Source organism: Streptomyces sp. NPDC037421, assembly GCF_055602105.1.
On record NZ_JBVJWV010000006.1, the window covers coordinates 43,867 to 56,313 of the forward strand.

Annotated in this window: 13 protein-coding genes; 8 read left to right on the top strand and 5 right to left on the bottom strand. The window is 71.5% G+C overall.

From position 1 onward, the window contains the following. The first annotated feature begins 11 nt into the window (after window positions 1-11). Window positions 12-1,181 (top strand): serine hydrolase domain-containing protein, encoded by a 1,170-nt coding sequence (locus ACZ7IF_RS11245; RefSeq protein ID WP_470967033.1) that lies wholly within the window; start codon window positions 12-14, stop codon window positions 1,179-1,181. Here ACZ7IF_RS11245 and ACZ7IF_RS11250 read toward each other — a convergent pair. Both ACZ7IF_RS11250 and ACZ7IF_RS11255 read right to left on the bottom strand, forming a co-directional pair. Next, a complete protein-coding gene (locus ACZ7IF_RS11250; protein WP_470967038.1) occupies window positions 1,163-1,738 on the bottom strand; it encodes a hypothetical protein in 576 nt (191 codons plus the stop codon). The two genes, ACZ7IF_RS11245 and ACZ7IF_RS11250, sit on opposite strands and share 19 nt — an antisense overlap. Next, the gene (locus tag ACZ7IF_RS11255) at window positions 1,735-2,019 is read right to left on the bottom strand and encodes a helix-turn-helix domain-containing protein (RefSeq protein WP_470967044.1); all 285 of its coding nucleotides are present in this window, start codon (window positions 2,017-2,019) and stop codon (window positions 1,735-1,737) included. Before ACZ7IF_RS11255 ends, ACZ7IF_RS11250 begins: the two co-directional genes overlap by 4 nt. A 104-nt stretch (window positions 2,020-2,123) precedes the next feature. Here ACZ7IF_RS11255 and ACZ7IF_RS11260 point away from each other — a divergent pair, with 104 nt between their 5' ends. Together ACZ7IF_RS11260 and ACZ7IF_RS11265 are read left to right on the top strand one after the other, a co-directional pair. After that, a complete protein-coding gene (locus tag ACZ7IF_RS11260) occupies window positions 2,124-2,324 on the top strand; it encodes a hypothetical protein (protein WP_470967050.1) in 201 nt (66 codons plus the stop codon). Then, window positions 2,321-2,872: a VOC family protein gene (locus ACZ7IF_RS11265; RefSeq protein WP_470967055.1), complete on the top strand. Its 552-nt coding sequence runs from the start codon at window positions 2,321-2,323 to the stop codon at window positions 2,870-2,872. Before ACZ7IF_RS11260 ends, ACZ7IF_RS11265 begins: the two co-directional genes overlap by 4 nt. A 50-nt stretch (window positions 2,873-2,922) precedes the next feature. On the opposite strand, the gene ACZ7IF_RS11270 is transcribed toward ACZ7IF_RS11265, so the two are convergent. Then, a complete protein-coding gene (locus ACZ7IF_RS11270) occupies window positions 2,923-3,351 on the bottom strand; it encodes a hypothetical protein (protein WP_470967060.1) in 429 nt (142 codons plus the stop codon). A gap of 138 nt (window positions 3,352-3,489) precedes the next feature. Between ACZ7IF_RS11270 and ACZ7IF_RS11275 the strand changes: the two genes are divergently transcribed. The 4 genes from ACZ7IF_RS11275 to ACZ7IF_RS11290 are packed head-to-tail and all read left to right on the top strand — an operon-like array spanning window position 3,490 to window position 8,042. After that, complete coding sequence (locus ACZ7IF_RS11275; protein ID WP_470967065.1) at window positions 3,490-4,593, top strand: hypothetical protein; 1,104 nt, start codon at window positions 3,490-3,492, stop codon at window positions 4,591-4,593. Then, a complete protein-coding gene (locus ACZ7IF_RS11280) occupies window positions 4,590-5,777 on the top strand; it encodes a toxic anion resistance protein (RefSeq protein WP_470967070.1) in 1,188 nt (395 codons plus the stop codon). The genes ACZ7IF_RS11275 and ACZ7IF_RS11280 overlap by 4 nt, the downstream gene beginning before the upstream one ends. Continuing rightward, a complete protein-coding gene (locus ACZ7IF_RS11285) occupies window positions 5,774-7,450 on the top strand; it encodes a substrate-binding and vWA domain-containing protein (protein WP_470967075.1) in 1,677 nt (558 codons plus the stop codon). Before ACZ7IF_RS11280 ends, ACZ7IF_RS11285 begins: the two co-directional genes overlap by 4 nt. Further along, complete coding sequence (locus tag ACZ7IF_RS11290; protein ID WP_470967080.1) at window positions 7,437-8,042, top strand: hypothetical protein; 606 nt, start codon at window positions 7,437-7,439, stop codon at window positions 8,040-8,042. Before ACZ7IF_RS11285 ends, ACZ7IF_RS11290 begins: the two co-directional genes overlap by 14 nt. A gap of 171 nt (window positions 8,043-8,213) precedes the next feature. Here the strand turns inward: ACZ7IF_RS11290 and ACZ7IF_RS11295 are convergent, their stop codons facing one another. Further along, a complete protein-coding gene (locus ACZ7IF_RS11295; protein ID WP_470967087.1) occupies window positions 8,214-10,046 on the bottom strand; it encodes a phosphoenolpyruvate carboxykinase (GTP) in 1,833 nt (610 codons plus the stop codon). Between the two features lie 219 nt (window positions 10,047-10,265). Here ACZ7IF_RS11295 and trhA point away from each other — a divergent pair, with 219 nt between their 5' ends. Further along, window positions 10,266-10,955 carry a PAQR family membrane homeostasis protein TrhA gene (trhA, locus tag ACZ7IF_RS11300; protein ID WP_470967092.1) on the top strand — a complete coding sequence of 230 codons (690 nt, stop codon included), beginning with the start codon at window positions 10,266-10,268 and terminating at the stop codon, window positions 10,953-10,955. 22 nt (window positions 10,956-10,977) lie between these two features. Here the strand turns inward: trhA and ACZ7IF_RS11305 are convergent, their stop codons facing one another. Beyond that, a complete protein-coding gene (locus ACZ7IF_RS11305; RefSeq protein WP_470967095.1) occupies window positions 10,978-12,348 on the bottom strand; it encodes a virginiamycin B lyase family protein in 1,371 nt (456 codons plus the stop codon). Window positions 12,349-12,447 lie beyond the last annotated feature (99 nt).

Genomic DNA, 12,447 nt, shown 5'->3' on the forward strand with positions numbered 1-12,447 from the left:
AGCGTGTGGCCATGACTTCGCACAAGCGCCTCGCCGTGGCACTGGCCACCGCCGTGCTGCTCGCCTCCGGGGTGACCACCGCCGCCGCCCGGCCCGCCCCTCCCACCCCGGCCGAGCAGTTACGCAAGGACACCGAGGCCCTCCACGCCCTCGGCATCAGCGGCGTACAGGCCCGCATGATCGGCCCCGACGGCCGTCAGTCGGTCGCCACCAGCGGCACCGCCGACCTGAACACCGGCCGACCGGTCCCTCCCGACGGCTACTTCCGCATGGCCAGCACGTCCAAGACTCTGGTCGCCGTCGTGGTCCTCCAACTGGAGGCCGAGGGCAGGCTGTCCCTGGACGACACGGTCGAGCACTGGCTGCCGGGCATGGTGCGGGGCAACGGCAACGACGGCAGCCGGATCAGCATCCAGCAGCTGCTCCAGCACACCAGCGGCATCCAGGACGACCTGCCCGGATACACCACACCTGCCGAGTACTACCAGCAGCGCCACCAGGTGCACAGCCCCGAGCAGCTGGTCGCCCGCGCCATGGCCCACACACCGGTCGAGGGCTGGGCGTACTCCAACACCGGCTACGTCCTGCTCGGCATGATCATCCAGAAGGCCACGGGCCACCCCGCGCACCAGGAGATCGAGGCCCGCGTCCTTCGTCCGCTCGGACTCGACCGGACCCGGTGGACGGGAACCTCACCCACCCTGCCCCGGCCGCACGCCCGGTCCTACGAGTTCTTCGGCCCCGGTTCCCGCGTGGACGTCACCGACCAGATCCCGGTGGACCACGAGAACCTCGGCTGGGTCACGACCACACGGGACGAGAACGTCCTCTTCCGCGCGCTGCTCTCGGGCCGCCTGCTGCCGGCGCCCCAGCTGGCGAAGATGAAGCAGACCGTCGCGGTCAGCAGCGAGGCCCAAGAGCTCTGGCCCGGAGGAAGGTACGGGCTCGGCCTGGTCGAACGCCCCCTCGAAAGCTGCGGCGGAAGCTACTGGAGCCACGAGGGCGGGGACGGCGGCTACATCACCCTCAACGGCGTCACCGACGACGGCACGCGCAGCGTCGTGGTCTCCATGTCCGAGGCCCGCGGCGACACCAAGGACCACATGCTGGAGCAGGAGAAGGCGGCCGGCGCCCTGATCGAGCACGCATTGTGCGGCCGCACTCACGCCGGCGCGGGCTGACCCCGCCCGCCGGTGGGGTCGACGGCCGGTGATTCGTCGCCGTCGTCCCCGTCGTCGCAGTACGGGCACCACGGCGCCAGGCGGTTGTGGGTCCGGGTCGTCCAGTTCATCCCGACGCCGATGACCAGCAGGAGGCCCAGGAAGAAGTCCGCCCTGCGCGCCGCGCCGTCCATGCCGGCAGTGGCGTAGAGCAGGCCGGGGCTCAGGGCCAGGAGGGTGAGCAGCACGATCAGGAGCAGGATCAGCCGCAGCTTCGATCCGCCCGTGACGTGGAACAGGCGCAGGGCCCGGTGCGACCAGCCGGCCCGGGCCGATTCCGCCGGGTTGAGCGGCAGCTCCATGACGCACTCCGCGCACGGAGGCCCTGACCGGTGCCGGGCTCGCATCAGGGTGGGGACGAACAGCAAGAACTGGCCGGCGGTGCCGACGACGAAGTTCGCGTACGTCCCGTGGGTGACCGTCAGCGCGACGACCACGACGGCAACGCCGACCGCCTCCAGCGCGTTCCCGTAGTGACGGTGCCTCAGTCTGGAGGCCCGTCCGAGCCAGGTCGTCATGGGGCGATCACCTCGGCGGCCTGCCGGGACGCGGCTTCGCGGGGTACGAGGCACACGGTCAGGTCGGTGCCCATCGCCTCCGCGACCCGGTGCAGGACATCGAGGCTCGGCAGGCTCCTGGCCGCCTCCAGCCGCGAGACGTGCGGCTGCCTCATGCCGGCCGCCTCCGCCAACTGGCGCTGTGACCAGCCGAGTTCCATCCGCCGGTCGTACACCGCCTGGGCGATCCGGTAGGCGAGGTCCCGCTCTTCGAGCTCGTCGGACTCATTCTTCCTTGGCATACCCCCAATGGTATGTATACCTTGAGCGGGATACCAGTGGGTGCCGCATCACCCCGGCGTACAAGCCGAGTTGGCGGGTGTCCCGCCCGACGGAAGGAAGACAGATGCTCGGATTCTTTGCTCGGAACCCCTTCCTGCGCCCGCTGTGCACCACCGTGGGCCTCGTAACCGCGATCACGATGGCGGCGTCACAGCCCGACCACCACACGCTGTGGATCGTGGCGGCGGTCCTCGCGGGCATCGACCTGGCCCTCCAGGGCTTCACGGCCCTGCTCGGACGGCAGAAGACCCCCGGTGCCGCATGACCATCGACCTGCTCGTCATCTACACGCACCGGCTCGAAGAGTGCCGCGACTTCTACGCCGGCCTCGGCCTCGACCTCGTACCGGAGCGCCACGGCAACGGCCCTGACCACTACGCCGCGACCCTCGCCGACGGCAGCGTCCTGGAGCTCTACCCCGCCACCCGCCGCCCCGGAACCGGCTACCTGCGCCTCGGCCTGACGGCCCCGACAGGCCTCTCCTCCACCACCCTGACCGACCCCGACGGCCGCACGGTCGTCCTGACCGCCCCGGAGCCCGGCATCGACGAGCAGACCACCCGCGAAACCGTCCGCCGCATCCTCGGTGACGTCCCCCGGACCGACGTACAGGTCCACCCCGTCGGCAACGTGTCGGTCGGCATCACCATCGGGGACGACTTCGCGGTGATCGACGGCAAAGACGCCACGGGCTGGGGCTGGAGCCTCAACCCGGCCCCCCACGAAGGCTTCACGGGCCACGACCACACCACCAAGACCTTCGAGGAAGCCCTCCAGGGCGTACGCGCGGAGATCGCCGCCGCCAACGCCTGACCATCGACCGTGCCGTTCCTTTGGGGGCTTCCCTGACCCCGGTCAAGGGGCTACCCCTCCCCCGCCTCCCCCACCACCCCCGCGACCCCGCACCACACGCCCGCCCCCGCCGCCCACACCGGCCCGACCGCCTCCGCGCGGGCGGCGGGAGCATCGGGCGTCAGGCCCGGGAGGCGGACCAGGGTGCGGGCCTCCCGGGCGTCCGGGAGCTCCGGCTGCCGGTCCCGGAACTCGACCGTGGCGACGTACGAGCCCTCGCCCCGGGCCTCCAGGACCGCCACCACGCGCCGGCTCGGCGGGTCGATCCGGCACCCGGTGACCCGTACCTCCGGCGGGGCGGCCGCACGGCCCTCCGGGCCGGCAGGGCTCCCGCTGGCCCAGACGTACAGCCCCAACGGGGCGAACACCAGCAGGCCGGACAGGCAGACCATGCCCACCACCCACCCCTGCCACCTCAACCCGCACGCTCTCACACCCATGCCCCAGATCCTCCCGCCGCCCGCCCCCGCCCACCAGCACCCGCCAACCCACACAGCATTTCGAAGCGGGACCGTCTGGACACCCGGCGTTCACCCAACGCCGCGCGGAATGTGGGTTTCCGTGAGCAGGCTGCCCCCGTGAGACGCATCCTAGGAATCGCTCTGGCGGTCCTCCTGATAGGCGGCGTAGTCGCCGTCATCGTCCTCGGGGGAACCGGAACATCAGAGGGCACGGCAACGAAGACCGTGCGTGGCGTCATCGGATCGGAGAAGTCCGAGTTCTTCCGCGATCCCGACGTCGTCAAGGCCCTTGCAGCCAAGGGCTACACCGTGAAGACCGAGACCTCGGGCTCCTGGGCCATGGACCAGCTGGCCCTCAAGGAGTACGACTTCGCCTTCCCCAGCAGCAGCGAGCCCGCCGACGAGATCGCCGCGAAGGCCGGGGTGAAGGGCGCGCAGAGCGCGAAGCCCTTCTTCTCCCCGCTCGTGGTCATCGCCCGCGCCAACGCGGCGCGCGTCCTCGCCGACAACGGCCTCGCCAAGATGAACGGCAAGAACACCGGCACGCTCCTGATGGAACCCTTCCTCAAGGCGGCCGGCGAGGACCGCACCTGGCAGCAGCTCCCCGGCTCCTCGGCCCACACGGAACTGACCGGCACGGTCTTCATCAAGACCTCCGACCCCACCACCTCCAACTCCGGCGCCCTGTTCATCGGAGCCACCTCGAACGTGGCCAACAACAAGACGGTCGTCTCCGACGACACCGGCATCGAGCGCACGACCCCGCTCCTGCGGAAGCTGATCTCCGTCCAGGGCTCCCTGGAGCCCAGCACCGACGGCCCCTTCCGCTCCTTCATCAGCGGCAGCGGCGAGCCGCTGGTCCTCGCCTACGAGGCCCAGGTCGCCGCGCTGCTGCTGCAGAAGCAGCCCACCGGGGAGGCCGCGAGCATGGTCGTGCTGTACCCGGACACCACCGTGAACTCCCCCCACACCTTCGTACCGCTCGGCGAGAAGGCCAAGGACCTCGGCACGCTCCTCGCCACCGACAAGAAGCTGCGCGAGCTGGCCGTGCGGCACGGCTTCCGCCCCCAGGAGGGCACCGCCGAGTTCTCCGCCGCCACCACCCGGTACGCCGGGTACCTCAACCCGGAGCTGACCGGGATCCGCCAGGTCAGCGCTCCGACCGTGAAGGTCCTGACGGCGCTGGCAGGCCGCGCCAAGGGACAGGGGGGCACGCCGTGACACTGACACCGCCCGAGGACGGCCCGCTCGTGCTGACCGCACCCGAGCCGGTACCCGCCGTGAAGCGGGAACAGGCCTCCGGCCTCGTCCCGCTCCAGGACGGCGTCCAGGAGGAGATGGCCCGCCGGGCCGGGGAGTACGTCGGCCAGCTCGCCGGCATCGACGTCCGCTCCCCGGAGTTCGCCGCCCGCATCGGCGACGTCACCGCACTCGGCTCCGCCGACATGCGCACCGCCGCCAACCAGTCCAACAGGATGCTGGAGCGGGCCGTACGCTCCCTCGGCCCGGACGGCGGCGGCGACGCCCAGGCCCGGGTGGCGGGGTCGCTGGTCGAGCTGCGCCGCACCGTCGAGGACCTCGACCCGCGCGACGCGCCCGCCAAGGGGGCCCGCAGACTGCTGGCGAAGCTGCCGGGCGGCAACAGGTTCCGCGACCACGTGGCCAAGTACGCCTCCTCCCAGGCGACCCTGAACCGGATCGTCGGCGCGCTGCGCGGGGGCCAGGACGAGCTGCGCCGCGACAACGCAGCCCTGCACACCGAGCGGGCCCGGCTCTGGGAGACCATGGGCAAGCTCCAGGAGTACGCGGTCCTCACCGAGGCCCTGGACGCGGCCGTCGAGCAGCGGATCACCCGGACCGGACACACCGACCCCGCCCAGGCGGACGCGCTCCGCGCCGACGTCCTGTTCCCCGTGCGCCAGAAGCACCAGGACCTGCTGACCCAGCTGGCCGTGTGCGCGCAGGGCTACCTGGCGATGGACGTGGTCCGGCGCAACAACGAAGAGCTCATCAAGGGCGTCGACCGGGCGGCCACCACCACCGTCTCGGCGCTGCGCATCGCGGTGATGCTGGCCTCGGCCCTCGACAACCAGCGCAAGGTGGCCGAGCAGGTCAACGCCCTGCGCGGCACCACCGAGGAGCTGATCCGGGGGAACGCGGAGATGCTGGCCACCCAGAGCGGCGAGATCCAGCGGATCGCCGCCGACCCGGCCGTCGGCGCGGAGACCCTCCGTACGGCGTTCGCGCAGATCTACAAGACCCTCGACGCGATCGACACCTTCAAGGTCCAGGCCACGGAGAACATGGCGGCGACGGTGGAGTCCCTGACGGGCGAGCTCCAGGCGGCCTCGGCCCACCTGGCCCGCACCCGCACCGCGAACGCCCTGGAAGGCGGCGAGCGATGAAGGCACGCACCACGAGGACGGCACTGCGCACGGCGCGGGTCCGCAGACGCCTGGCCGCGGCCGTGGTCCTGGCCGCGACCCTGCTGGGCGCCACCGCCTGCACCTCCGACGAACCCGCCACGAGCAGCGGCGGCTCCGCCGGAGGCCCGAAGCCCCAGGAGTACAAGGAGGGCCGGCTGCGGGTGCTGGCCTCCAGCGAGCTCGGCGACATGGCCCAGGTCCTGAAGGACGCCAAGACGGCCACCGGGGTCTCCGTCGACTTCACCTGGTCGGGGACGCTGGACGCGGCCGAGCAGGTCGCCTCCGGCAAGGCCGACGGCAAGTACGACGCGATCTGGCTGTCCTCCAACGACTACCTGCGGCTGCGGCCCGAGGCCGCGGCCAAGCTCGCCAACGAGACCCCGGTGATGTCCTCGCCGGTCGCCGTCGGCGTCAAGCCGGAGGCGCTGGCCCGCCTCGGCTGGAAGCCCGAGGAGGTGACCTGGTCGGCGGTCGAGGAGGCCGTGGCGGCCGGGAAGCTGACGTACGGGATGACGGACCCGGTGCGCTCGAACTCCGGCTTCTCCACCCTCGTCTCGGTGGCCTCGGGCCTGTCGGGCGCGCAGTCCGCGCTGACCGACGCGGACGTGCAGAAGGCCCGGCCCCGGCTGAAGGAGTTCTTCAAGGGGCAGAAGCTGACCTCCGGCTCCTCGGGCTGGCTCGTGACGGCGTACGCCAAGCGGGACGACGTGGACGCGCTGGTCAACTACGAGTCGGTGCTGCTGTCGATGAACGACCGCGCGAAGGCGCCGCTGAAGGTGATCCGCCCGAAGGACGGGGTGGTCACCGCGCACTACCCGCTGACGCTGCTGACCTCGTCCCCGGCGGGGGCGCGGGAGTCGGGCCGGCTGCTGACGGAGTACCTGCGGGGCGACGCGGCGCAGAAGGCGATCACGGAGAAGACGTTCCGGCGGCCGGTGGCGGCCGGGGTGGCCCCCGCGGCCGGGCTGGACTCCTCGGTGCGCCGCGAACTGCCCTTCCCGGGCGCCCGGTCGGTGGCGGACGGGCTGCTGGCCTCGTACGAGAACGAGCTGCGCCGGCCCTCGCGGACGGTGTACGTGCTGGACACCTCGGGCTCGATGGAGGAGGCGGACCGGATCGGGCGGCTGCGCTCGGCACTCACCGACCTGACGGGGACGGGGAGTTCGGGGACGGGCCGGCGGTTCCGGGACCGCGAGGAGGTGACGCTGCTGCCGTTCGGCGACAAGGTCAAGCAGGTGCTGACGCACGTCGTCGAGCCGGGCAATCCGGGTCCGGCCCTGGACGCGATCCGTGATGACGTGAAGTCGCTGCGCCCGGAGGGCGGCACGGCCGTCTACGCCAGCCTGAAGGCCGCGTACCAGCACCTGGGGCAGGGCAACGCCGACGCGTTCACCTCGATCGTGCTGATGACGGACGGGCAGAGCGGGGACAAGGTGAAGGACTTCGACTCCTTCTACGCCGGGCTGCCGGAGGCGCAGAAGCGCACCCCGGTCTTCGCGGTGCTGTTCGGGGATTCGGACCGCAAGGAGCTGACGCACATCACGGAACTGACCGGGGGCCGGCTCTTCGACGCGACCGGCGTGGGGGGCGGCCCAGCGGTAGCCGGGGGTTCGCTGGACGGGGCGTTCGAGGAGATCCGTGGCTACCAGTAGAGCGCTCGCGTACCTGGAGTCGAAGAAGAACCTGTGGGGCAGCGCCTGTGGGCTCCTCGGGCTGGGCCTGACCCTGGCCGGGGTGGCGGGCGCCTACTGGCCGGCGGTGGTCGCCGGTCTGTACGGGGCCGGCGCGCTGATCGCACCGCCGGACCGGACGCCGCCGCCGCCCTTCCCCGGTCCCGCCGAGCAGCTGGACCTCGTAAGGGAGGACCTGGGCCGGCTGCGCGGGTACGTGGCGGAGGTGGAGCTGCCGCCGGCCGCCGAGGGGAAGCTGAGCGAACTGCTGGACCTGTACGCGGCCCTGCTGGACCCGGGCTGGCCGGCGCAGGAGCTGGCGGCGGACCCGGAGGCGGTGCACTCGCTGGCGCGGGCGGTCCGGCTGGACGTGCCGGAGTGCGTGGACACGTACAACCGGACGCGCTGGTGGACCCGGCTGACGCCGGGCGGGGAGTCCCCGGAGCGGCACCTGGAGCGGCAGCTGTCGCTGCTGTCGCAGGAGGCGGAACGCCTGACGGCGGACCTCCAGGACAGGGAGGCCCGCCGTCAGCAGACGCACACGGCCTATCTGGAGGAGCGAGGACGCTCCTGAGGCGGGCGGCGGCCGGGACAGTGGCGCCGGCCCGTCGGCCAGTCAGGCGTGTGCTGCGATGGGAAAGCCTTGGTCGGGGATTCCCACAGCGGTGGGAGCACCTTGGTCGGGGACTCCCACGTTCGTGTGCCCTGTCGTGTCAGGGCGGGCCCGGTCGGACCGGGCGGGCGGTCAGCCCAGGCGCTCGACGAGCGCGTGGTACTGGTCCCACAGCTCCTTGGGGGTGTGGTCGCCGTAGGTGTTCAGGTGCTCGGGGACCAGGGCGGCCTCCTCGCGCCAGACCTCCTTGTCGACGGTGAGGAGGAAGTCGAGGTCCTCGTCGGCGATGTCGAGGCCGTCGAGGTCGAGCGCGGCCTTGGTCGGCAGGACGCCGATGGGGGTCTCGACGCCCTCGGCGGTGCCGTCGAGGCGGCCGACGATCCACTTCAGGACGCGGCTGTTCTCGCCGAAGCCGGGCCACACGAACTTGCCCGCGTCGTTCTTGCGGAACCAGTTCACGTAGTAGATCTTCGGGAGCTTGGCCTGGTCCTTGTCGGCGGCGACCTTGACCCAGTGGGCCATGTAGTCGCCCATGTTGTAGCCGCAGAACGGCAGCATCGCGAAGGGGTCGCGGCGCAGTTCGCCGACCTTGCCCTCGGCGGCGGCGGTCTTCTCGGAGGCGATGTTCGAGCCGATGAAGACGCCGTGGTTCCAGTCGAAGGACTCGGTGACCAGCGGGACGGCGGAGGCGCGGCGGCCGCCGAAGAGGATCGCGGAGACCGGGACGCCCTTGGGGTCCTCCCACTCGGGGGCGATCGTCGGGCACTGGGCGGCCGGGACGGCGAAGCGGGCGTTGGGGTGGGCCGCCGGGGTCCCGGACTCCGGGGTCCAGGCGTTGCCCTTCCAGTCGATGAGGTGCGCGGGCGCCTCTTCGGTCATGCCCTCCCACCACACGTCGCCGCCGTCGGGGGTGAGCGCGACGTTGGTGAAGACGGTGTTGGCGTACATGGTCTTCATGGCGTTGGCGTTGGTGTGGTCGCCGGTGCCGGGGGCGACGCCGAAGAAGCCGGCCTCGGGGTTGATCGCGTAGAGGCGGCCGTCCTCGCCGAAGCGCATCCAGGCGATGTCGTCGCCGATGGTCTCGACCGTCCAGCCGGGGATCGTGGGCTCCAGCATGGCGAGGTTGGTCTTGCCGCAGGCGGACGGGAAGGCGGCCGCGACGTACTTGGCCTCGCCCTCGCCGGCCGGCGGGGTCAGCTTGAGGATCAGCATGTGCTCGGCGAGCCAGCCCTCGTCGCGGGCCATGACGGAGGCGATGCGCAGCGCGTAGCACTTCTTGCCGAGCAGGGCGTTGCCGCCGTAGCCGGAGCCGAAGGACCAGATCTCGCGGGTCTCGGGGAAGTGCGAGATGTACTTGGTGGTGTTGCAGGGCCACGGCACGTCGTCCTGGCCCTCGGCGAGCGGAGCGCCGAGGGTGTGGACGGCCTTGACGAAGAAGCCGTCGGTGCCGAGCTCGTCGAGGACGGCCTTGCCCATGCGGGTCATGGTGCGCATGGCGACCGCGACGTAGGCGGAGTCGGTGATCTCGACGCCGATCGCGGAGAGGTCGGAGCCGAGGGGGCCCATGCAGAAGGGGACGACGTACATCGTCCGGCCCTTCATGGAGCCGCGGAAGATGCCCTTCTCTCCCGCGAAGATCTCCTTCATCTCCGCCGGGGCCTTCCAGTGGTTGGTCGGGCCCGCGTCCTCCTCCTTCTCGGAGCAGATGAAGGTGCGGTCCTCGACGCGCGCGACGTCGGAGGGGTCGGAGGCGGCGTAGTACGAGTTCGGGCGCTTGGTCTCGTCGAGCTTCTTGAACGTGCCCTTGGCGACGAGCTCCTCGCACAGGCGCTCGTACTCGGCCTCGGAGCCGTCGCACCAGACGATGCGGTCCGGCTGGGTCAGGGCTGCGATCTCCTCCACCCAGGAGACGAGCTCCCGGTGGGTCGTCGGGACGGAAGTGGGAGCCGCGTTGTCGCGCGCCACGATTGCTCCTTGTTGAGGGGTTTGTTTGGTGTATGCCCCGTGGGGGCTGCGACCCGGACGCTTCGCGCTCCGCTCATCCGGTGCCGACCGCACTCATCTGATCATCCGGTGGATGTGCGCATATGTCCAGGGGGCCTCTCACGTGAGCATCGCCACGTCCGTCAATCTTCCGTAAAGAGGAAAACCGAAACCTACGGACCCGTAGGTAGCATGTGGACCATGACTTCAGACGCCGCCGCCGTGCCGGCTGTACCGGTCGTTCCGGCAGCTCCGGAGGCCAAGCCGCTGATGCGCGGCTGGCTGCACACCGGGATGTTCCCCGCCGTGGTGATCGCCGGCCTGGTGCTGATGGCCTTCACCGACTCGACGAAGGCCCGCGTCGCCTGCGGGGTGTACGTCCTCACCGCCTGCCTGCTCTTCGGCGTCAGCGCCGTCTACCACCGCGGTACGTGGGGGCCGCGCGGCGAAGCCGTCCTGCGGCGGCTCGACCACGCGAACATCTTCCTGATCATCGCGGGCACCTACACCCCGCTCGCGGTCCTGCTGCTGCCCGACTCCACCGGCAAGCCCCTGCTGTGGGCGGTGTGGATCGCGGCCGCGGCCGGCATCGCCTTCCGGGTCTTCTGGGTCGGCGCCCCGCGCTGGCTGTACACCCCGTGCTACATCGCGATGGGGTGGGCGGCCGTGTTCTTCCTGCCCGACTTCATGCGCACCGGCGGGATCGCCGTCCTCGTCCTGGTGATCGTCGGAGGTCTGCTCTACAGCGTGGGCGGGGTCATCTACGGGATGAAGCGCCCCAACCCCTCCCCCCGCTTCTTCGGCTTCCACGAGGTCTTCCACTCCCTGACGCTCGCCGCCTTCGTGGCCCACTACGTCGGCATCTCGCTGGCCGCGTACCGGCACGCGTAGGCGGCCCCCGGGCCCCCGGGCCTCAGCGGCCCGAGACGGTGGTGCGGGCGGTCACCGCGTTGTTCCCGGTGGCCGGGTCGAACGTGGCGGCGGTGACCCTGGCCGCAGCCTCGACCGCACCCTTGTTCTTCAGCCGCACCACGACGCGGAAGGTGCGCTTCTCCCCCGCGCGCAGGGGTCCCACGGCCCAGGTCAGCTCGTCCGCGGTGGGGCGCTTGGCCTGCGGAGTGGCCGACACCGTGTAAGCGCCGCGGGGCTTGGCCAGCCGCACGACCGTGCCGGCCGCGGCGGAACGGCCGTGGTTGGTCACCGTCACCGTGCAGGTGTACGCGTCGCCCGCGCGGGCCCTGCCCGGGGCCGCCAGCCGGACGGCCAGATCGGCGGCCCGGCCCCCGACCTTCACCCGCCCGATCCGGTTGCCGAGCATCTCCGTGAACCACATGTTCCCGTCGGGGCCGGCGGTGATGTGGAACGGCGTGCTGTCCACATCGGGGGTGGGCACGGGGAACTCGGTGACCTGGCCGCCCGGGGTGATCCGCCCGATCCGGTTGATGTTGGACTCGCCGAACCAGAGGTTCCCGTCCGGGCCCGCCGCGATGCCGACCGGCCCGCTGTTACCCGTGGGCAGGGGGAACATCCTGACCTGGCCGTGCCGGGTGATCCGCCCGATGGCGTTGGAGTTCGGGTCGGTGAACCAGAGGTTCCCGTCCGGTCCGGCGGCGATGTTGAAGGGGGCGCCCTCCGCGTTCGGCAGCGGGTACCCGGTGACCTTGCCGGACGGGGTGATCTTCCCGATCCGGTTGGTGGCGGGCTCGGTGAACCACAGGTTCCCGTCCGGTCCGTTCGTGATCCGGTACGGGGCGCTCTCCGTCGCGGGCAGCGGGAAGTCGGTGACCTTGCCGGACGGCGTGACCCGCCCGACGCGGACGGCCCCGGAGTCGGCGAACCACACGTTGCCGTCCGGCCCCCCGGTGATGCCCACCGGGTAGGTGCCGGCCCGCGACAGCGGGAACTCGGTGATCCTGCCGGAGGTCGTGATGCGCCCGATCCGCTTGCCGGAGGGCGCCGTGAACCACAGGTTGCCGTCGGCGGCGGAGGTGATGTCGTCCGGGAGGCTGCCGGCGGTGCGTACCCGGAACTCCTTGATCTTCCCGTCCGGGGTGATCCGCCCGATCCTGTTGGTCGCGTTCTCGGTGAACCACACGTTGCCGTCGGGCCCCGCGGTGATGCCGACCGGCCCGCTGCCCGCCGTGGGGGGCGTGAACTCCTTGATGCTGCCGATGCCGTCCGCGGCCCGCGCCTGCCCCGCGAGCACCGGCGGACCGAGCAGGGCGCAGGCCAGCAGCACGGCGGGCCAAGGACGGCGCGGAGTGGACGGGGCGGTCACGGGCATGGGCGCGGAACCTTTCGACCGGAACGGGGCGGGCCGGAGAAACCGACGCCCAGCGTAGGAGGACGGCCCGCCTCCCACAGGGGACGACGGGCCGTCAAA

Bases quoted from the DNA above. Each gene is read 5' to 3' on its own strand.
- ACZ7IF_RS11250 (WP_470967038.1), bottom strand. From the start codon at position 1,738: ATGACGACCTGGCTCGGACGGGCCTCCAGACTGAGGCACCGTCACTAC.
- ACZ7IF_RS11260 (WP_470967050.1), top strand. From the start codon at position 2,124: ATGCTCGGATTCTTTGCTCGGAACCCCTTCCTGCGCCCGCTGTGCACC.
- ACZ7IF_RS11285 (WP_470967075.1), top strand. From the start codon at position 5,774: ATGAAGGCACGCACCACGAGGACGGCACTGCGCACGGCGCGGGTCCGC.
- ACZ7IF_RS11265 (WP_470967055.1), top strand. From the start codon at position 2,321: ATGACCATCGACCTGCTCGTCATCTACACGCACCGGCTCGAAGAGTGC.
- ACZ7IF_RS11305 (WP_470967095.1), bottom strand. From the start codon at position 12,348: ATGCCCGTGACCGCCCCGTCCACTCCGCGCCGTCCTTGGCCCGCCGTG.
- ACZ7IF_RS11255 (WP_470967044.1), bottom strand. From the start codon at position 2,019: ATGCCAAGGAAGAATGAGTCCGACGAGCTCGAAGAGCGGGACCTCGCC.
- ACZ7IF_RS11270 (WP_470967060.1), bottom strand. From the start codon at position 3,351: ATGGGTGTGAGAGCGTGCGGGTTGAGGTGGCAGGGGTGGGTGGTGGGC.
- trhA (WP_470967092.1), top strand. From the start codon at position 10,266: ATGACTTCAGACGCCGCCGCCGTGCCGGCTGTACCGGTCGTTCCGGCA.
- ACZ7IF_RS11245 (WP_470967033.1), top strand. From the start codon at position 12: ATGACTTCGCACAAGCGCCTCGCCGTGGCACTGGCCACCGCCGTGCTG.